Raw genomic sequence first — 25,400 nt, 5'->3', positions numbered from 1 at the left:
ATGCGCCCCTCCTCAAGGACGAGTCTGCTGAGCGCCACGCTGGCCTGCATGGCGATGCTGCTCGTCCTCGCGCTGCGCGGCGCGGATGCCGCCGAGATCATCCTCAGCGCCCAGGACGCTCCGGCGGTGCGCCAGTTCACTGCCGCACTGGCGGCGCAGCGGCCCGAAGATCAGGTGCGCTTCGTGCCGATCGGCGAGCTGGCGATCGGCCCGCTTCCGCCACCGACCACGCGGCTGATCCTGATCGGCGAGGACGCCCTCGTCTGGCGCCTCAAAACGGCCATCGAATCGCCCACCCTGATCATGCGGGTCAACCGCCTGGAGGCACGCCGCTGGCTGAATGGCCAGCGGCCGGAAAACGTCACGCTGCTGTGGAACGATCCGCCGCTGGATCGCCAGTTGAAATTGCTGCGCCTGCTGCTCCCCCATGTGCGCCGGGTAGGCGTGCTCTTCGACGCCGACAGCCAGCACCTGCTCGAACCGTTGCGCCAGGCCGCGGCGCCCTTGCAGCTGGAGATCGTCGCTCGGGAATGGCACAACCCGCGCGACAGCCGTCCACTCCTGGAGCTGCTCAACGACAGCGAGGTGCTGCTCGGTTTCGAGGCGCCCAGCTTGTACAACTCGCTGACCGCCAAGAGTCTCCTGCTGACCAGCTACGCCCGCCAGCGCGCGCTGATCGGCCCCAACGCGCCCTTCGTCCGCGCCGGTAGCCTGAGCAGCACCTACAGCGACCAGGACGACTGGCTGCAAAGCCTCGACGAACTGCTCGACCAGCCCCCAGCGAGCTGGCCGAGAGCGCTCTATCCGACGCATTTCAAAGTGCTCAGCAACCCCCAGGTCGCCCGCGCCCTGGGCATCGCCCTGGACGACGACGCCGAACTGGCGAGGCGCCTGGCAGCAGGAGAACACAGCCGATGAAGTTCCGACCGAGCTGGGATATCCATACCCGGACGCAGCTGATCAGCGTGGGGCCGGCGCTGTTGCTGACCCTGCTGCTCACCGGCCTGTTCACCTTCACCCGCCTGCAGGACCTGCAGCAGGAGCTGCAGCACACCGGCCAGTTGATCGCCGACCAGTTGGCGCCGGCCTGCGAATACGGGGTGATTTCCGGAAACCTGCCGGTCCTGCGCAGCCTGCTCAAGGCGACGATGGAAACGCCCCATGTGCGCTATCTCGAGGTACGCGACCGCGACGACAAGGTCCTGGTCTATCTCGAACGCGGAGGCCGGGATAGCGGAGGGAAATCCTCGGCGACCTTCCAGGCGCCCATACGCCTGCAGCCGCTGGTGTTTCCCGATGACGAGGCAAGCCTGACCGGTGAGCCGGAAATACCACCGCTGGCTAGTGGCGAGCACCTCGGCCGCGTGGTGGTCGGCATGTCCAACGACGCGTTCAGCAGCCGCCAGCAGGAAATCCTCCTGAAAGCCGCCGCGCTGGCACTGTTCGCGCTGGTCTTCACCTTCATGCTGGCGCGCCGGCTGTCGCTGCGCCTCGCCGAACCGATCAGCGCGATGGGCCAGGCGGTGCAGGCGATCCGCGCGGGGCGTTTCGAGACCCAGCTGCCGGAAGTCGACGAACATGAGCTGGGCGACCTGGCGCGGCACATCAACCGCCTGGCCGACGGCCTCGCCCAGGCCAGCGCCGAACAGGAAGGCACCATCGCCCAGCTGACCAACGCCCGCGAGGAAGCCGAGCAGGCCAACCGGGCGAAATCCGACTTTCTGGCGATGATGAGCCACGAGTTGCGCACGCCGATGAATGGCGTGCTGGGCATGCTGCAGCTGCTGGAAACCACCGAAATGACCCGCGAGCAGGAGGAATATGCCGCGCTGGCCAGCGAGTCCACCGAGCATCTGCTCAAGGTGATCAACGACATCCTCGATTTCTCGCGTATCGAGCGCGATGCACTGGAGCTGGAGAGGATTCCATTCTCGCTCTTCGAGCTGATCCAGACATCCGCCATGGTCTTCCAGCACAGCGCCGCGCAGCGCGGCCTGGAGCTGCGCATCGATACCCAGCCAGGGCTGGAATGGCTTCAGGTACAGGGCGATCCGACACGCATCCGGCAGATCCTCGTCAACCTGATCGGCAACGCGCTGAAGTTCACCGAGGAAGGCCAGATTCTGGTCGAGGTGCGCTGGCAGCCGCTGGACGCCGAAGTGCTCTGGCTCACCTGCGCGGTGAAGGACAGCGGCATCGGTATCCCGCCGGAGCGGCTTGAGCACATGTTCGACGCCTTCCAGCAGGCCGACAGTTCCATCTCCCGCCGCTATGGCGGCACCGGCCTCGGGCTGCCGATCGCGCGGACGCTGGCCGAGCGCATGGGCGGCACGCTGCGGGCGGAAAGCCAGGCGGGGCAAGGTTCGGTATTCACCCTGGAAATCCCCCTGCCGTTCCGCCAGCAGGTGCCTGGTGGTCACGGCCAGCGCGCCGTCGTCGGCAGTACCGGCAGCGGCCAGCGCGTGCTGCTGGTGGAAGACAATCCGGTCAACCAGACGGTCATCGAAGCGATGCTGCGCAGCCTCGGCTACACCGTCGCGCTGGTCGACGACGGCGTGCAGGCGGTGCGCGAAGCCGAGCGCAACGAATTCGACGTGATCCTGATGGACTGCCGCCTTCCCGGCCTGGATGGCTATGAGGCGACACGTCGCATCCGCCGGCTCGAAGGTCGCGCGATGCTGCCGATCATCGCGCTGACGGCGAACGCCCTGCAGGGCGACCGCGAACGCTGCCTGGAAGCCGGGATGAACGATTACCTCGCGAAACCATTCAAACGGGCAGAACTGCAGCATTTGTTGCTGCGTTGGCTGCCGCCCCGCCCGTTCGGAAGCGGTGAGTAATGATAAAGTGCCGCACGCCCGCCGAATCGGCGACAATGCAAGTGTACGACTGTACTCGCTACGCTGTGACTTTCAGCCATGCCGCGCAGTCTATGACTAGGCTGACGGCATGCGCTGCCGTCGCCAGGACGACGATCCACCCCGGTCTTCACGCACGGGACCATTGAGGAGCTCGCATGACCAAACAACACGCCTTTACCTACGAAGACCTGCTGGCCTGCAGCCGCGGCGAGCTTTTCGGTCCGGGTAATGCGCAACTGCCCGCCCCCAACATGCTGATGATCGATCGCATCGTTCACATCAGCGAAAGCGGCGGCAAGTACGGCAAGGGTGAGATAGTCGCAGAGCTCGACATCAACCCTGACCTGTGGTTTTTCGCCTGCCATTTCGAGGGCGACCCCGTCATGCCGGGCTGCCTGGGCCTCGACGCCATGTGGCAACTGGTCGGGTTCTACCTCGGCTGGCAGGGCAATCCGGGCCGCGGCCGTGCGCTGGGGTCGGGCGAGGTGAAGTTCTTCGGCCAGGTCCTGCCGACCGCCAAGAAGATCACCTACAACATCCATATCAAACGCACCATCAACCGCTCGCTGATCCTCGCCATCGCCGATGGTTCGGTAAGCGTCGATGGCCGCGAGATCTACAGTGCCGAAGGCTTGCGCGTCGGCCTGTTCACATCCACTGACAATTTTTAAGGGTTATCCGCATGCGCCGCGTCGTAATCACCGGTCTGGGTATCGTTTCCTGCCTGGGCAATGACAAAGACACCGTCTCAGCCAACCTGCGCGCCGGCCGTGCGGGGATCCGCTTCAACCCGGAATACGCCGAGATGGGCCTGCGCAGCCATGTCTCCGGCTCGGTGCAGCTGAACCTCGAAGAACTGATCGACCGCAAGCTGTTCCGCTTCATGGGCGATGCCGCCGCCTACGCCTACCTGGCGATGCAGCAGGCCATCGAAGACGCCGGCCTGAGCGAGGAGCAGATCTCCTCGCCGCGCGTCGGCCTGATCGCCGGTTCCGGCGGTGCCTCGACGCTGAACCAGATGGAAGCCATCGACACGCTGCGCGAGAAAGGCGTCAAGCGCATCGGCCCATACCGCGTCACCCGCACCATGGGTAGCACGGTTTCCGCCTGCCTGGCCACGCCGTTCAAGATCAAGGGCGTCAACTTCTCGATCTCCTCGGCCTGCGCCACCAGCGCGCACTGCATCGGCAGCGCCATGGAGCAGATCCAGTTGGGCAAGCAGGACATGGTCTTCGCCGGCGGCGGTGAAGAAGAGCACTGGAGCCAGAGCTGCCTGTTCGACGCCATGGGCGCCCTCTCCACCCAGTACAACGACACCCCGGAGAAAGCCTCGCGCGCCTACGACGCCAAGCGTGACGGTTTCGTCATCGCCGGTGGCGGCGGCATGGTGGTGGTCGAGGAGCTCGAACACGCTCTCAAGCGCGGCGCGAAGATCTACGCCGAAATCGTTGGCTATGGCGCCACCTCCGACGGCTACGACATGGTTGCGCCGAGCGGCGAAGGCGCGCTGCGCTGCATGCAGCTGGCGATGAGCACCGTCGACCAGCCGATCGACTACCTGAACACCCACGGCACCTCCACGCCGGTGGGCGACGTCGCCGAAATCAAGGCCGTGCGCAACATGTTCGGTGACAAAGCCCCGGCGATCAGCTCCACCAAGAGCCTGTCCGGTCACTCTCTCGGCGCCGCCGGCGTCCAGGAAGCGATCTACTGCATGCTGATGATGGAAGGCAACTTCATGGCCGGTTCGGCCAACATCGACGAGCTGGACGCCGAGGTCGGCGACCTGCCGATCCTGCTGAAGACCCGCGAGAACGCCAAGATCGACACGGTGATGAGCAACAGCTTCGGCTTCGGTGGCACCAACGCCACCCTGGTGCTGAAACGCTTCCAGAACTGATCGATTGCGATGACGGAAACGGCGCCCCAGGGCGCCGTTTTTCATGGTCGCGACGCATGTCGGCGCATCGTCACCATCCTCGCTCCGTCGTGCTCTGCATCGGCGGATTCGTTCATACGCATTGGAATTTTCCGCTGGAAACACCGCGCGGCGCTGCCGAAGATGAAGGCCTGATCAAGGAGTTCACCATGCTGCCCAGCCTGTTCATTTCCCACGGTTCGCCGATGCTCGCCCTGGAACCCGGCGCCAGTGGCCCGGCCCTGGCGCGCCTGGCCGCCAGCCTGCCGCGCCCGCGAGCGGTGCTGGTGGTATCCGCGCACTGGGAGAGCCCCGACCTGCTGGTCGGCAATGCCATGCAGCCGGAAACCTGGCACGACTTCTACGGTTTCCCGCCGGCACTGTACGCCGTCGACTACCCGGCACCGGGCGCGCCAGGCCTGGCCGACGAGCTCATCGCGCAACTTCGCGAGGCCGGGCTGGACGCCCAGCTCGACCCGCAGCGGCCCCGCGACCATGGTGCCTGGGTGCCGCTGCGGCTGATGTACCCGCAGGCGGATATCCCGGTGCTGCAGCTTTCCCTGCCGTCGCGCCGCGGCCCAGCCTTCCAGGAGCAGGTCGGGCACGCGCTCGCCGGCCTGCGTGAGAGCGACGTGCTGCTCGTTGGCTCCGGGAGCATCACCCACAACCTTGGCGAACTGGACTGGCACGCCGGGCCGGACCGCATCGAGCCCTGGGCGAGCGCGTTTCGAGACTGGATGGTCGCGCGACTGGCCGGCGACGACGAGGCCGCGCTGCTCGACTACCGTCGCCAGGCGCCATTCGCGGTGCGCAATCACCCCAGCGATGAACACCTGCTGCCGCTGTATTTCGCCCGCGCGGCTGGCGGGCCGGCGTTCAGCGTCGCGCACGCCGGCTTCACCCTAGGCGCACTGGGGATGGACATCTACCGCTTCGACTGAGCGCGGCACTTTCCAGCACCCATGAAAAAGCCCCGCAACGGCGGGGCTTTTTCGTTCAGCGAAGGATCAATCCTCGCGATAGCGACGCAGCTTCAGCTGCTTGCCGGCAACACGGGTGTCCTTGAGCTTGCCCAGGAGGCGGTCCAGGCCGTCTTCCGGCAGCTCCACCAGGCTGAAGCTCTCGCGGATCTGGATGCGGCCAATGGCTTCGCGAGCCAGACCACCCTCGTTGAGGATGGCGCCGAGGAGGTTCTTCGCGGCGATGCCGTCGCGAGTACCCAGCGCGGTGCGGCAACGCACGCGACCTTCAGCCAGAGGAACCGGCGCACGGCGTTCGCCGCTGCGTTCGCCGTCACGCTCACGGCGTTCGCGCGGAGCGCTGGAGCTCGGCACCAGCGGCTGCTCGCGCTCGACTTCGGCAAGGGTCAGCGCCTGGCCGTTGGTGGCCTTGCGCAGCAGGGCTGCGGCGAGGGCACGCGGGCTGCAGCCGATGTCGGCGATCAGACGGTCGAGCAGATCGCCGTGGCTGGCTTCGGCATCGGCCACCAGGGGCGAAAGGCTGGTGGTCAGCTTGCGGATGCGCGCATCGAGCACCTGCTGGTTGTCGGGCAGGCGCACTTCGGCGACCTTCTGCCCGGTGACGCGCTCGATCACCTGCAGCATGCGGCGCTCGCGCGGGGTGACCAGCAGCAGCGCGCGGCCGGCACGCCCGGCGCGGCCGGTACGGCCGATGCGGTGCACGTAGGACTCCGGATCGTAGGGCATGTCGACGTTCATCACGTGGGTGATGCGCGGCACGTCCAGGCCACGGGCGGCGACGTCGGTAGCGACGACGATGTCCAGACGGCCATCCTTGAGCGATTCGATGACGCGCTCACGCTGGTTCTGCGCGATGTCGCCGTTCAGTGCCGCCACCTTGTAGCCCTTGGCTTCCAGCGCCGACGCGAGGTCCAAGGTGGCCTGCTTGGTGCGCACGAAGGCGATCAGGGCGTCGAAGTCCTCGACCTCCAGCAGGCGGCACACGGCGGCGACTTTCTGGTCGGCGTGCACCATCAGGTGCGCCTGCTCGATCGCAGTCACGGTCTGGGTCTTGGTCTCGATCTTGACGTGCTTCGGCTCTTTCAGGTGCTTTTCGGCGATGGAGCGGATCGAGTGCGGCAGCGTGGCGGAGAACAGCACGCTCTGGCGGGACTCCGGCATGGCCTGGAAGATCACTTCTAGATCGTCCATGAAGCCGAGCTTGAGCATTTCGTCCGCTTCGTCGAGCACCAGGTGCTGGATGGTCGACAGGACCTTCTCGTCACGACGCAGGTGGTCGACCAGGCGACCCGGCGTGGCGACGATGACCTGGGCGCCCTGGCGGATGGCCTTGAGCTGCGGGCCCATCGGCGCGCCGCCGTAGACGGCGATGACGTTCAGACCGGGCATCTGCTTGGCGTAGGTTTCGAACGCGGTGGCGACCTGCAGGGCCAGCTCGCGGGTCGGCGCGAGGATCAGCGCCTGGGGTTCTTTCTTGGCCGGGTCGATGCGCGACAGGATCGGCAGGGCGAAAGCCGCGGTCTTGCCGGTACCGGTCTGCGCCTGGCCGATCATGTCGTGGCCGGCGAGGATCACCGGAATTGACTGCAGTTGGATGGCCGACGGCTCTTCGTAGCCGGTTGCGATAACCGCTGCGAGTACGTTGGGATTGAGTCCGAGCGCGGCGAAGCCGCCGAGTTCCTGGGTCATGGGTCTGCCTCGTGTGCATCCGCAAAGACCCATTGTTCCAAGGCTGCACATGCCGTGTAGGACCTTTTGGGTCACCCTGGCAGCCTGGTCGGCGAGAATTTGCGAGAACGCGTGATGAATGAATGAAACTAGATGCCCGCCTTGCGTGTGCAACCGAAGCAGCGCTTCGTGAGGTGCACAGTAACGGGGCCGGCTTTACGGCGGGCGCGCATCATACCGGAAAAACCTGACCCGTGGGCAGGTTTTTTCGATGGACGACGCATACTTAGCCAACGTCGAAGCAAGCCCTGCTACCGCGCGCGCCCGGATCGAACGCCTCGGTGGCGAAGCATTCTGACCCGCGCGTCGCGCGAAGATTCAGCGGGGCGGCCTGAAGTCCCCAGGCTAGAGGCCTTCGGACAGCAGCGTGGCCGCTTCCCTGAAGTCGCCATCCGCCTCAGCAGGCGGCCGACAAGCCCCCCACCGAGCTGACCTCGAATTGGCCGACCAGCTTCTGCAGCTTGTTGGCATTCAGCCGCACGGTTTCAGCGCTGTTCTGCAGCACGATGACGGTCTGGCGCATTTCTCCGGACGCCTGGTCGACCTGCTGGATGGTCTTGCCGTAGTCCAGGCTGCTCTCGTTGAGCTGCTGGATGATGTTGAACATCCGCTCGACCGCCTGGTGCAACTGGACGTTCTCCGACGAGGCTTCCTCGGCCAGGCGCAGGCTGTCGTCGACATCCTTCACGCCCTCCTCCATGAACGCTACGGCCTGCTGGGTTTCGCCCTGCAGTCCTTCGACCACCTGGCGTATCTCCTCTGCCGCCTTGGACGTGCGCGCCGCCAGGGTGCGTACCTCGTCGGCGACCACCGCAAAGCCGCGTCCATGGTCGCCGGCACGTGCAGCCTCGATGGCGGCGTTGAGGGCCAGCAGGTTGGTCTGGTTGGTGATGTCCGAAATCAGCCCGACGATACTGCCGATCTGCGACATGCGGCTGTCGAGCATCTGCACGCTGCTGGACGAGCGCTCGACCACGTCGCGGATGTTCTGCGTGCCGGCGCGCACGGCCTGGAACTGCTCGCGGGCGCGCCCGACCACCTCGTCCATCGCTCGCTTCATCTCTTCCGCGGTCATCGACGCCTGCTGGATTTCGCCCAGTTGCCCCTCGACGATGACCATCATGCGATGGACCGCCTCCGCGACTTCGCCGGACGTCATGTTCGCCTCCTGGCTGCGCCCAAGCATCATCTCGTTGGTCCTGCCGACAGTGAGGGACGCATTGATCACCTGTCCGACGATGCCGTCCAGGTTGTCGATGAAACTGTTGATCCAGCGTCCCATGTCGCCGGTCTCGTCGTTCGCCATGTGCGCGACGTCCAGGCGCTGGCTGAGATTGCCTTCGCCCTCGGCGAGCGTGCGGATGACCCCGGTGAGCTCGTTCATCCGCGCCGCCAGCCGCCTCGGGCCCAGGGTGGTGAACAGCAACGCGGCGAACAGCATGCTCAGCAGCTGCAACCCGTCGATCCAGGCCAGGCTGAGGCCGCTGTAATGCTGCACGATGAAATTGCAGCCGAGCACGCCCAGCATGGTGAAAACGTAAGGCTTCATCAGGTTGAAGCTCAGCGAGCGGCGCCGATAGACCTCTTCCAGGTCCGCCTCGCACATCATTCCCCAGCGGTCCGGCGAGCCGGGCAACTGGAAGGTGACGCCCTTGCCGATCACCGGAATGTGCCGGTAATCCGAGTAGCCGGGATAGGTGACGAACAGGTTCGAGCCGTTGCGGATGGTCTCCCGCACGCCGGGGTGCAACTGCCTGGTCGCCGGGTCGATGAAGCGCAGCTCCAGCTCGGTGTGGTGCTGGATGCGCACCGGGCCCCAGTCGGTATTGACGCCGCTGCGCAAGTTTTCGCCGTGAGTGAAGGTGTCGTCCTCGAAACGCGAGCGGGACAGCGCCACGCCCGGCTGGATGGAGGGGTCGAAATCCGAACGCACCATGAACAGGTAGTTGTCGCCGGATTCCGTATAGATGTGCCCGGCCTCGCGCTGGATCAGATCGCCCAGCACGTCGTTCGGCACGCGGCCACACAGGCAGCCCAGGGTGGTGCCGTCGAGCACCAGCGGCTGATAGAACATCAGCGTCACTTCATCGTGGAAGCGTGAGGAGGAAGGCCCGATCTCCAGGGTCAGCGGATCGGTGTAGGGGCCATGCAGAAAAGGCTGCCTGAGGCCCTGCGACAGTGCACGCGGGTCGAGATCCTTGCCGTTGCAGTGCGCCTGGTGCGTCGATGCGATCACCTCGCCACCTGGCGAGACGACGAAAAGCTCCGAGAAATCCCTGGCCTGGAGCAGTTTTTCGCCAAGTACGCGCGGGTCCAGGGCGTCGAACTCGCGGGCTAGGGTGGTCGCCAACTCGGCCAGATGATCCCACTGCTCCTGCGTCCAGTTCTGCAGGAGCTTCACACGGGTCTCGGCGATGCCCTCGAACGTCTGCTCGATAATGGGATAGATCGAACGATTGGCGCGGCAGGCCCAGCCCATCGCCAGTTTCCCGGTCTTGCCGAACACCGGTAACCAGCTTTTTTCGGCGGAGGTTAGCTGCATGGATTCACTGCGAAGATACATGGCCCGACTCCTTGACTTCTGCGAACGAGGCACATCGAATCTGATATCAATGCGACATCATGCAGAGCAAGTTCCGGACCATTGCAGTCGGGTATCGGACGAGACCTGACACAAGGCGGGTTCGACCCGCCGCTCTAGCTCGACGGGCGCAACGCGGCGAGCAGCGAATCCAGCGAATAACCGAGCCGACCTTCCAGTACCTTGCAGCGCGATCCCAGGGCATCCATGTCGAGCGACTGCTCGAGGTCCGCCGGCACCAGCAGGATGACGTTGCCCTCCTTCACCGGACACTCCCAGTAATGCCGATGGAAGAGGCCGCGCAGCAGCGCCGCGCCCAGCGGCTTGCCGTCGGTGGTGGCCCACTGGTTGATCACCAGCCAGCCGCCCGGATTGAGCTTGAGCTGGCAGGCTTCGAGGAATTTCCAGGCCAGGTGGCCGACGCCCGGCCCCTGGTCGGTATAAAGGTCGACGAAGATCAGGTCGGCGGTTTCCGCCGAGTCCAGCAAATCCAGCGCGTCGCCGATGCGGATGGTCAGCCGCGGATCGTCGGTCAGGCCGAGGAATTCCATGGCGAGCCGCGGCACGTCGGGGCGCAGCTCGATGACTTCGACATCCTCCAGCGGCAGGAAGCGCAGGCACGCCTGGGTCAGGTTGCCCGCACCCAGGCCGAGGAACAGCGCGGTTTCCGGCGCCTCGTGGCAGAGCGCGCCGATCAGCATGGCGCGGGTGTAGTCGTACTCCAGCCAACTCGGATCGCGGACGAACACGCAGCTCTGCTCGACCGAATCCCCGAATTCGAGGAAGCGGTAATCGCCCACCTCCAGCACCCGGATCAGGCCGAAGTCGTCGTGCACTTCGGCCAGCAGGCGTTCCTCTCGTTCCATTCCCGACTCCTCGTTGGCTCGGCGCATCTTAGAGGCTGCGCGAGGCGATTTCACCCCGCCGCCATACAGGCGCTCTATCGGCGGCCCGGCGGATGATCGGTTACCATGCCGCACCGCCGCCCTTCGACGAACAGAGCACGCAATGAGCCAGACCTGGAGCCCCGATAGCTGGAGAAGCAAGCCGATCCAGCAGCAACCCGAATACCCCGACGCCGCGCACCTGGCACAGGTCGAGCGCACGCTGGCCAGCTATCCGCCGCTGGTGTTCGCCGGCGAGGCGCGCGAGCTGCGCCGGCAGTTCGCCGAGGTCACCCACGGTCGCGCCTTCCTGCTGCAGGGCGGCGATTGCGCGGAAAGCTTCTTCGAGTTCTCCGCGGCGAAGATTCGCGACACCTTCAAGGTGCTGCTGCAGATGGCCATCGTGATGACCTTCGCCGCCGGCTGCCCGGTGGTGAAGGTCGGACGCATGGCCGGGCAATTCGCCAAGCCGCGCTCCTCCGGCAACGAGACCATCGACGGCGTGACCCTGCCGGCCTACCGTGGCGACATCGTCAACGGCATCGGCTTCGACGAGAAGAGCCGCATCCCGGACCCGGAGCGCCTGCTGCAGGCCTATCACCAGTCCACCGCCAGCCTCAACCTGCTGCGCGCCTTCGCCCAGGGCGGTTTCGCCGATGTGCACCAGGTGCACAAGTGGAACCTGGATTTCATCGCCAATTCGGCGCTGACCGAACGCTACAGCCAGCTCGCCGACCGCATCGACGAGACCCTCGCGTTCATGCGCGCCTGCGGCCTGGACAGCGCACCGCAACTGCGCGAGGCGAGTTTCTTCACCGCCCACGAGGCGCTGCTGCTGAATTACGAGGAAGCCTTCGTCCGTCGCGACAGCCTGACCGGCGAATGCTACGACTGCTCGGCGCACATGCTCTGGATCGGCGACCGCACGCGCCAGCTGGACGGCGCCCACGTGGAATTCCTCAGCGGCGTCGGCAACCCCATCGGCGTCAAGGTCGGCCCGAGCATGGACACCGACGAGCTGATCCGCCTGATCGACATCCTCAACCCGGAGAACGATCCCGGCCGCCTCAACCTGATCGTGCGCATGGGCGCGGACAAGGTCGAAGCCAATCTGCCGCGCCTGGTTCGCGCCGTGCAGGGCGAAGGCCGCCAGGTGCTGTGGAGTTCCGACCCCATGCACGGCAACACCATCAAGGCGTCCAGCGGCTACAAGACACGCGACTTCGCGCAGATTCTCGGCGAGGTGAAGCAGTTCTTCGACGTGCACCAGGCCGAGGGCAGCTACGCCGGCGGCATCCACATCGAGATGACCGGGCAGAACGTCACCGAGTGCATCGGCGGTGCCCGGCCGATCACCGAGGACGGCCTGTCGGATCGCTACCACACCCATTGCGACCCGCGGCTCAATGCCAACCAGTCGCTGGAACTGGCCTTCATGATCGCCGAGACGCTGAAACAGGTTCGACGCTGAGCTTCTAGAGCGCGGCCCGGAGCCGCGCGTCCAGTTCTCCACTGCCGGTCAACGCCACCTCCGGGAGGCCCAGCCAGCCGGCCATCGCTCGCAGCTGACCGGCGAGCGCGGCCAGCGCGGCATCTTCCAGTCCCATGCTTTCCGCATGCACGCCGTGCACCGCCAGGCGGCCATGGGCGCGCTCGGCGCGCAGGTCGACGCGTCCGACGAGGCGTTCGCCGTGCAGGAACGGCAGCACGTAGTAGCCGTACACGCGCTTGTGCGCCGGGGTATAGATCTCCAGCCGGTAGCGGAAATCGAACAGCCGCTCGGTGCGCGCCCGCTCCCAGACCAGCGAATCGAAAGGCGAAAGCAGCGCGCTGGCCTCCACCTTGCGCGGAATGCGCGGCTCGCCGAGGCAATACGCCGGCGTCTGCCACCCCTCGACGCCGACGCGCCGCAAGGTGCCGGCCTCGACCAATTCGGCCAGGCGCGCCTTGCTGTCCGTAGGGGTCAGCCGGAAGTAGTCGCGCAGGTCCTTTTCCGTGGCGACACCCAACGCCTGCATCGCATGCAGCAGCAGGCCGCGTTGCGCCTGCGCCGTTTCCAGCTCGGGCGCGTTGACCAGCGCCGCGGGCAACACGCGCTCGGTGAGGTCGTAGAGACGCTCGAAGCCCCGGCGCCCGGCGACGCTCACCTGGCCGGCGGCGAACAGCCATTCCAGCGCGGCCTTTTCCTTGCTCCAATCCCACCAGGGGCCGGCCTTCTCCACCCGTTTGGCGAGCGCGCCGGCGCCCAGCGGCCCCTGTTCGCGCACCGTTTGCAGCACCTGGGCGATCGCCTGCGGATGCTCGCGGCCGAAACGCGACAGCCAGTCATAGATTCCGATGCCCTGCTCGGCGCGGCGCATCCGCCAACGCAGCAGCGAGTAGAAGCCAAGCGGCAACAGCGACGCCTCATGGCCCCAGTATTCGAACAGTGCGCGGCGCCGTTTCGGGCCCCAGGCAAGTTCCTCGAGCAGCGCGGCGGGATAGTCGCCCAGGCGGGAGAACAGCGGCAGGTAGTGCGAGCGCACCAGCGCGTTGACCGAGTCGATCTGCACCACGCCGAGGCGTTCGATCAGCCCGCGCACGCGGCGCGTGTCGACCGTCCCGATCGGCTTGCCGAACTGCTGGGCCAACAATGCCAGGCGCCGGGCCTGCTTCAGCGAGAGCGAATCACTGCCGCGCATCGGCACTCCCGGCTGCCCGCAGGCCGAACGCCTTTCGCAGCAAGGCCTCACCATTCACCAAGCCGATACCGGCCAGTACCAGCAGCGCGGCGGCGATGAAGCTGGGCGCCAGTTTTTCGCCGAGGATCATCACACCGAAGCTGACACCGAACAGCGGGGTCATGAAGGTGAACACGCCGAGGTTCGCCGCGCGATAGCGGCGCAGCAGCCAGAACCACATGAAGAAGCTGAAGAAGGACACGACCAGTCCCTGGAACATCAGGCTGGCGACGCTGACGCCGGTCAGCCGGACATGATCCAGTTGCCCGCTCAGCGCGGCGTAGGCCAGCAGCAAGACCACCGCCATCGACAGCTGGTAGAACAGCGTCAGGCTGGGCGGTGCGTCGGACAGTTTCGAGCAACGCACCACCACCGTGGTCGCGCCCCACGCCAGTCCCGCCAACACCCCGAGGGCATCGCCGATCAGCACGCTCGAACCCATCGCCCGGCTGAAGCCGCCACTGAAGGCCACGCCGATGCCGATGAAACACAGGCCGATGCCCATCCACTGCAAGGGACGCAGGCGTTCGGTGGGCTGCAGCAGGTGCAGGCCCAGCGCGGAGAAGATCGGCGCGGTGTAGAGGAACACCACCATGTGCGAGGCCGACGTGTACTGCAGCCCCACGGCGACCAGACAGAACTCCAGGGCGAACAGCGAACCGGCGAGCATGCCGACCGCGCGCGTGCCCTTCCCCGTCGCCCAGGCGCCGCTCCAGCACAACGGAATCAGCATCAGCAACCCAGAGATGACCGAACGCAACGCCACCTGCATGACGGGCGCGATGTCGCCGGCGGCCAGCTTGATCGACACCTGCTGACCACCCCAGATCGCGCAGAGCAGCACCATCAGGAGGAACGCCTGGAGATCGGCACTCTTGCGTCCGCTCATCGGCGGACTCCGGCCAGGCAGGAGGGAACGGCTTGGAAGGACACGCGGATACCCTTGTTGGAGGCTGACGGGAAAGAACCCTCCCGGAGAACCTGTTCACGATCCGGGAACGTCACAACTGACGCGATCTTGAACAGTTTCCGAGGGGCGGCAAGGATAACCTCAATCATGCGGCCGGTCGTCGCTGAGCACGTCGCTCTCCGCCGGGCCGTCCCAGAACGGGCGATTGATTTCCTGCTCGATATCGGCACGCGAGAGGCCGAGGTCCTTCAACGTGGCCTCGCCGAGGGTCGCGAGACGATGACGCTGTACCGAAAGTGCGTGCCAGGACCTGACGCGTTGTGCCAGCCGCCGCCACAGCGGCAGGTAAGACGTTGGGCGCACTACCAGGGCGTAGCCTTGCTGTTGTTTTTTCATGCTGCCTCCGAGCGGAACAGGTCCGCGGACCGATTGATTCGTCCAGGAATCTATCCGGCGAGAGCCCGGAGCTCTTGGACGATCCTGCACGCCCGACACCGAATCGACTGCGTATCGGAGAAGGGATTGGCAACAGTCTCGGCTGCAGCTTAAGATCAATCCAACGAATGTTATTTATGCGTCGCATCTTGGAGATTGATGAATGAGCAGCTTCCCCAGCATCGATACCGAGTTGCTGCGCACCTTCGTCGCGATCGCCGACAACGGCGGCTTCACCCGTGCGGCGAAGATGGTCAACCGCACGCAGTCGGCGGTGAGCATGCAGATGAAGCGGCTGGAGGAGGACGTTCTGCAGCGTTCGCTGTTCGCCCGCGACGGGCGGCAGATCCGGCTGACGGCGGAAGGCCAGGTGCTGCTGGGTTTCGCCCGGCGCATCCTCAAGCTGCATGGCGAGGTATTCACAACGCTGCGCGAACCGCACATGATCGGCGCCGTGCGCATCGGCACGCCGGACGACTACGTGATGCGCTTTCTGCCGGGAATCCTGTCGCGCTTCGCCCAGGCCTATCCACTGGTGCAGGTGGACGTGCATTGCGAATCCTCGCTGCAGCTGTTGCAGCGGCAGGACCTCGACCTGACCATCGTCACCCGTGAGCCGGGCAAGGAAATCGGCCAATTGCTGCGCCAGGAGCGCTTCGTCTGGGCCGAAGCCAACGGCTTCACGCCGCACGAGCAGAACCCGATTCCCCTGGCGATGTTCAACACCGACTGTTTCTGCCGCGACTGGGCCTGCAACGCGCTGACCAGCCTCGACCGGCCCTACCGCATCGCCTACACCAGCCCGAGCCTGTCGGCGATCATGGCAGTGGTCAGCGCCGGGCTGGCCGTCACCGCGCAGTTGCAGAGCCTGATCACCGCGGACATGCGCATCCTCGGCGAGGCCGAGGGGCTCTGCGAGTTGCCGGTGGCGAACATCATGCTGCTGCGCAACGCCTCGAGCCAGGGACCGATTACCGAATGCCTGGCCGAACACATCGCCGAAGGCTTCAAGCTCTGAGCGACGCGGCGCTCACTTGAGATAGAGCGCCACCGCACTGATCACCAGAAACAGGCAGAAACCGGCCCGCAGTGCCTGTTCCGGCAACGTATGCGCCAGGCGCACACCCCAGCTGATGCTGAGCAGCCCGCCGATGGCCATCGGGATGCCCAGCGCCCAGTCCACGTCGCCATGCAGCGCATAGCTGACCAGGGTCACGAAGGTGCTCGGCAAGGCCAGCGCCAGGGAAAGCCCCTGGGCGACCACTTGGGAGGCGCCGAACAGGCTGGTCAGCCCCGGGGTGGCGACCACCGCGCTGCCCACCGCCATCAATCCGCCCATCACGCCGGCAATCGCACCCAGTACGGCGAGCGCGAACAGCCCGTGGCGCAACTGCGCACCGCCCGAGGGCGCACGGGTGACCAGTCGATAGAAGTTGTAGAACGCCAGCACCAGCAGGAACACCACGAAGAACAGGCGCATCACCTCGGCCGGCAGGCTCAGCGCCAGGCGCGACGCCAGCAGCGCGCAGCAGAGGCCGGGAATCGCCAGCGCGGCGGCCTGGCGAAGGTCGATGCGGTTGTGCTGGTTGTAGCGCCAGACCGCAAGCACCACATTGGGCACCACCATCACCAGCGCCGTGCCCTGGGCCATCTGCTGGTCGAGGCCGAAGAACAGGCCGATCACCGGAATCGCGATCAACCCGCCGCCGATGCCGAACAGCCCCCCGATGGTGCCGAGCACCAGGCCCAGTAACAGATCCAACAGCACGCCCAGCACAGTCATTATTGTTATCCCGAAAAAAAGCGGGTCATCCTACCGCAAATGCACGGCAGGTTGACCCGCGATGGCGTTCGACTTTCCGCTCGCTGTCGATGCGTCAGGCACCCTCGCCCAGTTCACGCATCACCGCGTACAAGGCCGACTTGGCTTCGAAGCCGACCCCGGGAATCTCCGGGAGACCGACGTAACCGTCCTCGACGCGGATGCCGTCGGCGAAACCACCGAACGGCTGGAACACATCGGGGTACGACTCGTTGCCGCCCAGGTGCAGGCCGGCGGCGATGTTCAGCGACATCTGGTGACCGCCGTGCGGCACCACGCGGCGCGACGACCAGCCCAGCTCGTCCATGACTTCCAGCGTGCGCAGGTATTCCACCAGGCCGTAGGACAGCGCGCAGTCGAACTGCAGGAAGTCGCGTTCCGGGTTCATGCCGCCGTGACGCAGCAGATTGCGCGCGTCCTGATGGGAGAACAGGTTCTCGCCGGTGGCCATCGGCCGGTCATAGTGCTTAGACAGTTCGGCCTGCAGCGCGTAGTCCAGCGGGTCGCCTGCCTCTTCGTACCAGAACAGGTTGTAGGGTTTCATCGCTTCGGCATAGGCGATTGCGGTTTTCAGGTCGAAGCGCCCGTTGGCGTCCACGCACAGGCGCTGGCCGTCGCCGACCACATCGAGCACCGCTTCGATGCGGCTGATGTCCTCGTCGAGCGAAACGGCGCCGATCTTCATCTTCACCGTGCTGTAGCCGCGATCCAGGTAGCTGCGCATTTCGTCCTGCAGCTTCGAGTGGTCCTTGCCCGGGTAGTAGTAGCCACCGGCGGCGTAGACCCACACCTTGTCGTCGGCCACGCCGCCGCGATAACGCTCGGCAAGCAGGCGATAGAGCGGCTTGCCGGCGATCTTCGCCACCGCGTCCCATACCGCCATGTCGATAGTACCGACCGCCACCGAACGCTCGCCGTGGCCACCGGGCTTCTCGTTGGTCATCAGGGTCTTCCAGATGGCGAACGGATCGAGGTTGTCGTTGGCATGGTCGATCAGGCTTTCCGGATCAGCCTCGGCGATGCGCGCGAGAAAGCGGTCGCGCATCAGCGCGCCCTGCCCATAGCGCCCGTTGGAGTTGAAGCCGTAGCCGATCACCGGCTTGCCGTCGCGGATCACGTCGGTGACCACCGCGACCACCGAGCAGGTCATCTTGGAGAAATCGATGTAGGCGTTGGCGATGGGCGATGCGATGGACGCGGTCTTTTCGCGGATTTCGACGATGCGCATGGGTACGGCCTCTTGTTGTAGAGGCCCGGACAGTAAGGCTTGTGAGCGCGCGACGACCAATGCTAAAAATGCGCCGCCCCATGCAGCCACGGCATCACCCATGGAATTGATCTGGTTGGAAGATTTCGCGGCCCTCGCCGAGCACGGTAACTTCTCGCGGGCCGCCGAGGCACGGCACGTCACCCAGCCGGCCTTCAGCCGGCGCATCCGCGCGCTGGAAAACTGGATGGGCGCCGAACTGTTCGAGCGCAGCGTGCACGGCGCCAACCTGACCGACGCCGGCCGCCAGGTGCTCGGTGGCGCCCGGGACCTGACCCGGCGCCTGCAGCAATTGCGCAGCGAGGCGCAGGAAGTCGCCGGCAAGGCCGCCAGGACGCTGCAGTTTGCCGCGACCCACTCGCTGTCGTTCACCTTCTTCCCGCGCTGGATCCGGCGTGCCGAGCGCGGAGCGCCGATCGAGGCCGTGCGCCTGCTGTCCGACAGCATGGCCAACTGCGAACAAATGCTGCTGCAGGGCCAGGTTCAGTTCCTGTTGTGCCATGGCGACCCGCACGCCTCGCCGCTGTTCGAGCCCGAGCGTTTCCACAGCAAGGTGATTGGCAGCGACGTGTTGCAACCATTAATCAGCCCTGCGCTAGGGCCGGGCGATGCGACCGGTGCCCTTCCCTATCTGGCCTACAGCGCGGACTCGGGGCTCGGCCGGATCGTCGCCGCGCGGCTCGCCAGCCGGGCGACGCCGCACGCGCTCGACGCACTGTTCAGCAGTCACCTCGCCGCCGTGCTGATGTCCATGGCGCTGGAAAACAAGGGCGTCGCCTGGCTACCGGAAAGCCTCGCCGAGGCTGAAGTCGCGGACGGCGCACTGATCCGCGCGTTCGACCAGGACTGGGACATCCCGCTCCAGATCCAGCTGATCCGCCCAAAGGCCCCGCTGAGCGATTTCGCCGAGGCGTTCTGGGCGCGTCTCTGACATTTGCGCAGGCATGAAAAAGCCCGGCAAATGGCCGGGCTTTTTCGTCGCGACAAGGATCAGGCCTTGATGCGCGACTTGTACTCGCCGGTACGAGTATCGATCTCGATCGAGTCGCCGATTTCGCAGAACGCGGAAACCTGCAGCTCGGCGCCGTTGTTCAGGCGCGCGGTCTTCATCACCTTGCCCGAGGTATCGCCACGTACGGACGGCTCGGTGTAGGCGATCTGGCGAACGATGGTGGTCGGCAGTTCGACGGAGATGACCTTATCGCCGAAGAAGATCGCTTCGCAGACATCGGTCATGCCGTCTTCGATGAAGGTCAGCACGCTTTCCAGGTCGTCTTTCTCGATCTCGTACTGGTTGAACTCGGTATCCATGAACACGTACAGCGGATCGGCGAAGTAGGAATAGGTCACTTCCTTGCGATCCAGAATGATCGGCTCAAGCTTGTCGTCGGCCTTGTACACGGTCTCGGTAGCGGAACCGTTGAGCAGGTTCTTCAGCTTCATCTTGACCACGGCGCTGTTGCGGCCGGACTTGTTGAACTCGGCTTTCTGGATGACCCAGGGAGCGCCGTTGATGTTGGCTACCTGGCCAGCGCGAAATTCTTGTGCGGTTTTCATACGGGATATCCGGTTGGATGAGTGACGAAAAATTGGCCGCCTATGATAGCCAATTTGCACCGAGCTGTAACCAGGGGCCGACCGGGGGCCCGGGCACCTGAGTCAACGGGGTCGGCCCGCGCGGTCAGGCGCGAGGAATCACCCCGGAGAACGCCAGCAGTTGCGTGGCCAGATCCTCCTGCGCCGCCAACGCCGCACACCAGTGCTCGGCATGCGCGTTCAGTTCCGCCTCGTGCCGGGCCAGTTCCGCCCATGCCGCGCCTATCGCTCCGTCGGCATTCCAGACGCGCCAGAGCGCCTCGAACGCGGCGCGCGCCGGAGCCGACAGCCCCTCGAGGTAGAGCCTGAGGAACGCCTCCAGCTTGTCCCAGTGCGCGTTGTCCTGCTGGGGATAGATGTGCCAGAGCAACGGACGGCCGGCCCACTGCGCGCGGAGGAAGGAATCCTCGCCGCGAACAGCGTTGAAATCGCAGCACCACAGCAGACGGTCGTAGTCACCCTGGCTGAGGAAGCTCAGCACCTGAATCGTCAGGGCGCCGCGCGCGAAACGCTCGCCGGCGCGGACGGACTCCACGCCGAGCCAGGCGGCAAGGCTCGTCCCGATGCGACCTTGGGGAACCAGCAACTGGGTGGGTATGCCGTCGCCGGACAGCGCCTCCAGCCAACTGCCCAATGCGGGGTTCTCATAGGCGAACAGCGAGACCAGACGGGAGCCCGCCGCCCGGGCCACGCCGATACCGGAGAGAAAGGCGGCCTGGGCCGCCGGGTCGCTCTGGAATGCCTTACGGCGCTCGAGCAGATCGCCTTCGCGCAATAGACCGCCGGTGCCGGAAACGAAGCCGGGAAAGAAAAAATACTTGCGCACGCCATTCGGCTGCAGCGACGGCAACGCGTGGCAGTTACCCACCCACTCCTCGGCGCTGAGGTATTCGAGGTTCAGCCAGAGACTGCGCGCGTGGCTAGCCATGGCGGCCTCGTACGCCTCCGGCAACTGGCAGGCGAACGCCTCGATCACCACGTCGGCCGGCTCGGTAGCGTTCGGCCAGCGCTGCGGCCATTGCCGGACCTCGACACCTTCATGCCATTGCTGCGCCGCGAGCGGGTCGGCTTGCGGACACAGCGCGGCGAACGCGCTGAGGTCGTCGACCCACAACCGGACCTCCTGACCATGCTCGCGCGCCAACTGCTTCCCCAGACGCCAGGTCACCCCGATATCGCCGAAGTTATCCACCACTGCGCAAAAGATGTCCCAGGATCTGCCCTGCATGCCCGCCTCGTTCGATCGGATTTCCAGATTGATGATGCTCTTTACTATCGGAGCAATAGTTAAACCGACATGGTCTTTCTGTAGACTTCCTGTAGAGTTTTATTGACGTCAATATGACATCACACAGCAGGCCCTTCCGCTAGGCTGTTCAGGCGATGGATCGCGCGCTTCCCCACGGGTGAAAAAATGAATCTTACCGTCAAGGCGAAGCTGGGCCTCAGCTTTGCCTCCGTCACCGCCACGGCGCTGCTCGTCTCGCTGATTTCCCTCTACGCACTCAATGCCGCCAACGACCGCCTCTCGGACATCGTGCACGGCGCCAACGAGCGCAGCCAGTTGGCCGGCAAGGCCCGTCTGGCCACCACCCTTCGAGCCATCGCCGCACGCAACCTGGTGCTGGTCAGCGAGAACGACGATCGCCAGCACGAGCGCGCGGCCGTGCTGGCCGCCCACGAGGACGTGCAGACCACCATCGACCAGCTGAAGCAGAAGATCGCTGCCAGCCCGGACGTAACGCCCGAAGAGAAGAACCTGGTTGCCCGCATCGACAGCGTCGAAGCGCAGTACGGCCCGGTGGCGCTGAAGATCGTCGACCTCGCCTGGAAAGGCGAGCGGGAAAAAGCCATCAGCATGATGAACACCGACTGCATGCCGCTGCTCAGCCAACTGATCGCGGCTACCGGCGACTACATGGCCTACAGCGAACGCCAGGCCGAGCGTGATTTGAGCGACGCCCAGAATGCCTACTTCAACCAACGCAACCTGCTCCTGCTGGTCTGCGTCGCCGCCATCATCCTCGCCTCGGTGCTCGGCCTGACCATCACCCGGGGCCTCTTCACCTCCCTCGGAGCGGAACCTTCGCTGCTTTCCGACGAAGCCCGGCGTGTCGCCGAGGGCGATCTGCGTGCCGCTGCCACAAGCCAGCCGGCGGGCAGCGTGATGGCATCGCTCGGCGAGATGCAGTCGAAACTCAACGAGCTGATCGGCAGCGTGCGAGGCTCGGCCAACGTCATCTCCTCGGCGGCCGAAGAGCTTTCCGCCAGTGCCGAGCAGACCCGCTCCGGTGTCGCCGCGCAGAAATCCGAGGTCGACCAGGTTGCCGCGGCGATGCACCAGATGACCGCCACCGTGCAGGAAGTTGCACGCCACTGCGAACAGGCCGCCGCAGCGGCACAACACGCCACCGACGAAGCCACCGCAGGCAACGGCATGGCGAGCCGGGCGGTTAGCCAGATCGAACGTCTTTCCGGGGAAGTGAACCGCTCGGCCGAGGCCATGGGCCGCCTGCAGCAGGAAAGCACCAACATCGGCGGCGTGCTGGACGTGATCAAATCGGTCGCCGACCAGACCAACCTGCTGGCCCTCAACGCCGCCATCGAAGCCGCCCGTGCTGGCGAAGCGGGCCGCGGTTTTGCCGTCGTCGCCGACGAAGTACGCAGCCTCGCGCGCCGGACCCAGGACGCCACCCAGGAAATCGAAACGCTGATCGCCGGGCTACAGAAGATCGCCCAGGAAGTGTCCACCATCATGCTCAACTGCAAGGTGACCAGCGACGCAACGGTCAAGGACGTTGGCGACACGGGCAACGCCGTCCTGAGCATCACCCGCATGATCAGCGACATCCAGCAAATGAACCTGCAGATCGCCACCGCCGCCGACCAGCAAAGCCAGGTTGCCGAACAGATCAGCCGCAACGTCCACAACGTCAGCAGCATCGCCGACCAGTCGGCCAGCGCCACCGACGAAACCGCCGCCTCGAGCATCCAGCTCGCCCGCCTGGGCAGCGACCTGCAATCGCAGGTGGCGCGTTTCCGTCTCTGAGTCTCAGCCAGAAGCCGCAGCTGTCAGCACAGCTGGCCGATCCCGGAAGGCCCGGAAAAGCAAAGCCCCGAGAGCCTGCCGGTTCTCGGGGCTTTTGGTCTGGCGGTGAAGGCGGAATTCGAGCCTTATCGGCATACGCTCGCTAGGGTCTGCATCGGTCAAAGCCAGCCAGAACAAGTCTCCCCGTCTCTTTCATTCGGTAACTCTTGCCTTGCATGGCTGCGATTTCGACACCATGGCTTCCGGGCATTGTTCTTCGCTTCATCTGCAAGCTAATCTCCGCTCAACCGCCAGCTTGCTGGCAAAGGGACTTGCAGAGCTGAGGCCGGTGTATAACGCCCCCCTCGTAGCGCGTGCCGCTGACTAGAGCTGTGCGCTAGATCTGCAAGAGATTTTTATCCACCAATTTTCGGTTTGTTATGCACCAATTGGTGTCTATTTATAGTTATGTCGCAAGCGATAGACCACAGTCATGAGCCAATCCAAAATTTGTAAGCGTTGCAACTTGCCTGTAATCGAAAACGCCGACCAGTATGAGGTTTTCGAGAATATGCATTGGCTTTGCTTCCACCTAGAGTTCGAGCACGAAGGCGATCCTGACGCTGCGTGTGGTGATCCAAGCTGTCCTTGGTGGCATATTGCAGCACTCAAAGGAAAACTGGTTGAGCTTGGCTTCGACCCCCAGCAAGTTTTGCTTGAAGCAACAAAAGAAAAGTGGAAACACTAAATGCGACATAACAAGTGGTTCAAATCGTTCGCTTCGCTCACTGGGACGGGCTAAAGCCCGCCCGTTAACCAAACGTTAGACCTGCGGAGGATGCATGAAGAGCTTTGACCGCTTTGCCCATCAAGGTGTTACACAAGAACTCTCGCGCCTCAAAGAATTTACGAGCGCCTTCGGCGATTTTAAATATGGAAGCAGCGGAGATGGAGAAATTACCATCCAAGGCCTTAACGCACCTTTTACGCCAGAAAATACAAAACAAAAAGCGGCTGGCGCCTCGTCACATATAAGAGCGGCAAGAAAACAGAGACTTTTCCGCCTACAACTGAGGCAGTTCTAGAGCACATAAGAAACGAATTCCGGTAAGGTCTAAAAATGCGTTCAACTATCGCTCACTTCGTTCGCTGGACAGCGCAAAAGCTGCGCTTTTGTCTGCCCATTAGCTTAATCATTAGGCCGCATTTGGCACTATAGAGGCGTTGCGGGCAGATAACTCCGTAGCGTTCCACCCTGGACTCCAGCATCCCATAGATCATTCGATGGATAACCTCACCGGAGCCTATTCCAGGCGCATCAATATCTAACACAGACTGGCTTATCAATCGCTCTAGGATGAACAGACGGTGAAGGTGCTCAGGCGCTGGCCCATCTACGCGTGAGACGCTCGACAGTTCTTCGACACCTGCAGGCCCCAGAAAGCAAAAAGCCCCGAGAACCTGCTGGTTCTCGGGGCTTTAGCTTTTTGGTCTGGCGGTGAAGGTGGGATTCGAACCCACGATACGGTTTCCCGTATACACACTTTCCAGGCGTGCTCCTTCAACCGCTCGGACACTTCACCGGATCTCGGCGGACTGTCTGGTCCGTCGAGGCGCGCTAATTTAGTCGAAGGCCGCCACGAAGGCAAACTTTTTTTCAGGCTATTCATGCGTTTAGGTGGCGGGCGTTTTTCGAGGGGCGCGCCGGTCGCCGCCGTGGTCGATCGGCGCACCTTCCGGCCCGGCACCAGGCGGGAAACCGCCGGAGGCGGCTGACTCACCGGTCAGTCACGGCGCTTTACCTGTGGCCTGTGGGTGGGTAAGTTCGGCCGACTAATTCCAAGGAATACCCGCCATGAGTGAGCTGATCTCCTACCACCTCGACGACGGCGTCGCGACCCTGACGCTTAACAACGGCAAGGTCAACGCGATCTCCCCGGACATGATCGTCGCCTTCAACGAGGCGCTGGACCGGGCGACGCAGGACAAGGCGATCGTCATCATCACTGGCCAGCCCGGCATTCTCTCGGGCGGATACGACCTCAAGGTGATGACCTCCGGCCCGCAGAACGCCATCGAGCTGGTGGCCCAGGGTTCGACGCTGGCGCGGCGGATGCTCGCGCACCCCTACCCGATTATCGTCGCCTGCCCCGGTCACGCGGTGGCCAAGGGCGCCTTCATTCTGCTCTCGGCGGATTACCGGATCGGCGTTGAGGGTCCGTTCAACATCGGACTTAACGAAGTACAGATCGGCATGACCATGCATCACGTCGGTATCGAGCTGGCGCGTGATCGCCTCGGCAAGGCCGCATTCCAGCGCTCAGTCATCAATGGCGAGATGTTCGATCCGCAGGGCGCGCGCGAGGCCGGCTTCCTCGAGCGGGTGGTGTCGGTCGGCGAATTGCTGCCCACGGCGATGGCCGTCGCCGCGCAGTTCAAGAAGATCAACATGAACGCGCACCGCAAGACCAAGCTGAAGGTTCGCAAGGCGCTGCTGGAAACCCTCGACGAGGCCATCGAGCTGGATAAACAGCACGCTGTCTGAGTCGCGCAACGTCCTCCTAGAGCCCGGCCCCTCGCCGGGCTTTTTTGTTGCCAAGTGCCCGGCTGGCGCGGCCGCGAATCCCGATTGCCGAAAACAGTGAACACTCATACACTCGGCGCCGTTTT

General features: G+C 64.5%; 22 protein-coding genes and 1 tRNA gene. 12 read left to right on the top strand and 11 right to left on the bottom strand.

The window, feature by feature from the left end:
• From QMX85_RS13915 to QMX85_RS13895, 5 genes are all read left to right on the top strand, one after another.
• Nucleotides 1-918: an ABC transporter substrate-binding protein gene (locus QMX85_RS13915; RefSeq protein ID WP_282341790.1), complete on the top strand. Its 918-nt coding sequence runs from the start codon at nucleotides 1-3 to the stop codon at nucleotides 916-918.
• Complete coding sequence (locus QMX85_RS13910) at nucleotides 915-2,840, top strand: ATP-binding protein (RefSeq protein ID WP_282341788.1); 1,926 nt, start codon at nucleotides 915-917, stop codon at nucleotides 2,838-2,840. The genes QMX85_RS13915 and QMX85_RS13910 overlap by 4 nt, the downstream gene beginning before the upstream one ends.
• A 176-nt stretch (nucleotides 2,841-3,016) precedes the next feature.
• A complete protein-coding gene (gene fabA, locus QMX85_RS13905; protein WP_090231035.1) occupies nucleotides 3,017-3,532 on the top strand; it encodes a 3-hydroxyacyl-[acyl-carrier-protein] dehydratase FabA in 516 nt (171 codons plus the stop codon).
• Between the two features lie 11 nt (nucleotides 3,533-3,543).
• Nucleotides 3,544-4,761, top strand: a complete 1,218-nt coding sequence (gene fabB, locus QMX85_RS13900) for a beta-ketoacyl-ACP synthase I (RefSeq protein WP_090231036.1) — start codon at nucleotides 3,544-3,546, stop codon at nucleotides 4,759-4,761.
• 188 nt (nucleotides 4,762-4,949) lie between these two features.
• The gene (locus tag QMX85_RS13895) at nucleotides 4,950-5,720 is read left to right on the top strand and encodes a class III extradiol ring-cleavage dioxygenase (protein ID WP_282341784.1); all 771 of its coding nucleotides are present in this window, start codon (nucleotides 4,950-4,952) and stop codon (nucleotides 5,718-5,720) included.
• 66 nt (nucleotides 5,721-5,786) lie between these two features.
• On the opposite strand, the gene QMX85_RS13890 is transcribed toward QMX85_RS13895, so the two are convergent.
• From QMX85_RS13890 to QMX85_RS13880, 3 genes are all read right to left on the bottom strand, one after another.
• On the bottom strand, nucleotides 5,787-7,481 hold the full coding sequence (locus QMX85_RS13890; protein WP_273231622.1) for a DEAD/DEAH box helicase: 1,695 nt from the start codon (nucleotides 7,479-7,481) through the stop codon (nucleotides 5,787-5,789).
• Nucleotides 7,482-7,884: 403 nt separating this feature from the next.
• A complete protein-coding gene (locus QMX85_RS13885) occupies nucleotides 7,885-10,050 on the bottom strand; it encodes a methyl-accepting chemotaxis protein (protein ID WP_282341779.1) in 2,166 nt (721 codons plus the stop codon).
• Between the two features lie 134 nt (nucleotides 10,051-10,184).
• Nucleotides 10,185-10,934, bottom strand: a complete 750-nt coding sequence (locus tag QMX85_RS13880; RefSeq protein WP_282341777.1) for a spermidine synthase — start codon at nucleotides 10,932-10,934, stop codon at nucleotides 10,185-10,187.
• Nucleotides 10,935-11,076: 142 nt separating this feature from the next.
• Between QMX85_RS13880 and QMX85_RS13875 the strand changes: the two genes are divergently transcribed.
• Nucleotides 11,077-12,423 (top strand): 3-deoxy-7-phosphoheptulonate synthase class II, encoded by a 1,347-nt coding sequence (locus QMX85_RS13875; RefSeq protein WP_282341775.1) that lies wholly within the window; start codon nucleotides 11,077-11,079, stop codon nucleotides 12,421-12,423.
• Nucleotides 12,424-12,427: 4 nt separating this feature from the next.
• Here QMX85_RS13875 and QMX85_RS13870 read toward each other — a convergent pair whose 3' ends face one another.
• From QMX85_RS13870 to QMX85_RS13860, 3 genes are all read right to left on the bottom strand, one after another.
• Nucleotides 12,428-13,633 (bottom strand): winged helix-turn-helix domain-containing protein, encoded by a 1,206-nt coding sequence (locus QMX85_RS13870; RefSeq protein ID WP_282341772.1) that lies wholly within the window; start codon nucleotides 13,631-13,633, stop codon nucleotides 12,428-12,430.
• Complete coding sequence (locus tag QMX85_RS13865) at nucleotides 13,620-14,561, bottom strand: DMT family transporter (protein WP_282341769.1); 942 nt, start codon at nucleotides 14,559-14,561, stop codon at nucleotides 13,620-13,622. The genes QMX85_RS13870 and QMX85_RS13865 overlap by 14 nt, the downstream gene beginning before the upstream one ends.
• Nucleotides 14,562-14,723: 162 nt before the next feature.
• Nucleotides 14,724-14,978 carry a DUF1127 domain-containing protein gene (locus QMX85_RS13860; RefSeq protein WP_282341767.1) on the bottom strand — a complete coding sequence of 85 codons (255 nt, stop codon included), beginning with the start codon at nucleotides 14,976-14,978 and terminating at the stop codon, nucleotides 14,724-14,726.
• Nucleotides 14,979-15,180: 202 nt separating this feature from the next.
• Between QMX85_RS13860 and QMX85_RS13855 the strand changes: the two genes are divergently transcribed.
• Nucleotides 15,181-16,035: a LysR substrate-binding domain-containing protein gene (locus QMX85_RS13855; RefSeq protein ID WP_090231044.1), complete on the top strand. Its 855-nt coding sequence runs from the start codon at nucleotides 15,181-15,183 to the stop codon at nucleotides 16,033-16,035.
• Between the two features lie 12 nt (nucleotides 16,036-16,047).
• On the opposite strand, the gene QMX85_RS13850 is transcribed toward QMX85_RS13855, so the two are convergent.
• Together QMX85_RS13850 and QMX85_RS13845 are read right to left on the bottom strand one after the other, a co-directional pair.
• Complete coding sequence (locus tag QMX85_RS13850; RefSeq protein ID WP_273231668.1) at nucleotides 16,048-16,794, bottom strand: sulfite exporter TauE/SafE family protein; 747 nt, start codon at nucleotides 16,792-16,794, stop codon at nucleotides 16,048-16,050.
• Between the two features lie 100 nt (nucleotides 16,795-16,894).
• Complete coding sequence (locus QMX85_RS13845; RefSeq protein WP_282341763.1) at nucleotides 16,895-18,067, bottom strand: mandelate racemase/muconate lactonizing enzyme family protein; 1,173 nt, start codon at nucleotides 18,065-18,067, stop codon at nucleotides 16,895-16,897.
• A 100-nt stretch (nucleotides 18,068-18,167) separates the two neighbouring features.
• On the opposite strand from QMX85_RS13845, the gene QMX85_RS13840 reads away from it, so the two are divergent.
• The gene (locus QMX85_RS13840; RefSeq protein WP_282341761.1) at nucleotides 18,168-19,037 is read left to right on the top strand and encodes a LysR family transcriptional regulator; all 870 of its coding nucleotides are present in this window, start codon (nucleotides 18,168-18,170) and stop codon (nucleotides 19,035-19,037) included.
• Nucleotides 19,038-19,096: 59 nt separating this feature from the next.
• Here QMX85_RS13840 and efp read toward each other — a convergent pair whose 3' ends face one another.
• Both efp and earP read right to left on the bottom strand, forming a co-directional pair.
• On the bottom strand, nucleotides 19,097-19,663 hold the full coding sequence (gene efp, locus QMX85_RS13835) for an elongation factor P (protein WP_090231047.1): 567 nt from the start codon (nucleotides 19,661-19,663) through the stop codon (nucleotides 19,097-19,099).
• A gap of 124 nt (nucleotides 19,664-19,787) precedes the next feature.
• Nucleotides 19,788-20,930, bottom strand: coding sequence for an elongation factor P maturation arginine rhamnosyltransferase EarP (gene earP, locus QMX85_RS13830; protein ID WP_282341759.1), 1,143 nt, complete (start codon nucleotides 20,928-20,930; stop codon nucleotides 19,788-19,790).
• 186 nt (nucleotides 20,931-21,116) lie between these two features.
• Here earP and QMX85_RS13825 point away from each other — a divergent pair, with 186 nt between their 5' ends.
• The 3 genes from QMX85_RS13825 (at nucleotide 21,117) to QMX85_RS13815 (ending at nucleotide 23,815) form a co-directional block, all read left to right on the top strand.
• Nucleotides 21,117-22,751: a methyl-accepting chemotaxis protein gene (locus tag QMX85_RS13825; protein WP_282341757.1), complete on the top strand. Its 1,635-nt coding sequence runs from the start codon at nucleotides 21,117-21,119 to the stop codon at nucleotides 22,749-22,751.
• A gap of 472 nt (nucleotides 22,752-23,223) precedes the next feature.
• On the top strand, nucleotides 23,224-23,478 hold the full coding sequence (locus QMX85_RS13820) for a hypothetical protein (RefSeq protein WP_282341755.1): 255 nt from the start codon (nucleotides 23,224-23,226) through the stop codon (nucleotides 23,476-23,478).
• A gap of 94 nt (nucleotides 23,479-23,572) precedes the next feature.
• Nucleotides 23,573-23,815 (top strand): hypothetical protein, encoded by a 243-nt coding sequence (locus QMX85_RS13815; protein WP_282341753.1) that lies wholly within the window; start codon nucleotides 23,573-23,575, stop codon nucleotides 23,813-23,815.
• A gap of 408 nt (nucleotides 23,816-24,223) precedes the next feature.
• Here the strand turns inward: QMX85_RS13815 and QMX85_RS13810 are convergent.
• Nucleotides 24,224-24,313: transfer RNA gene (locus tag QMX85_RS13810), tRNA-Ser, on the bottom strand.
• Between the two features lie 272 nt (nucleotides 24,314-24,585).
• On the opposite strand from QMX85_RS13810, the gene QMX85_RS13805 reads away from it, so the two are divergent.
• Complete coding sequence (locus QMX85_RS13805) at nucleotides 24,586-25,275, top strand: crotonase/enoyl-CoA hydratase family protein (protein ID WP_282341751.1); 690 nt, start codon at nucleotides 24,586-24,588, stop codon at nucleotides 25,273-25,275.
• The last annotated feature ends 125 nt before the right edge of the window (nucleotides 25,276-25,400 follow it).

This window comes from Pseudomonas sp. PS02288 (assembly GCF_029959715.1).
GTDB classification, from domain to species: Bacteria; Pseudomonadota; Gammaproteobacteria; order Pseudomonadales; family Pseudomonadaceae; genus Pseudomonas_O; species Pseudomonas_O kuykendallii.
This window is presented reverse-complemented; position numbering and strand designations above follow the sequence as displayed.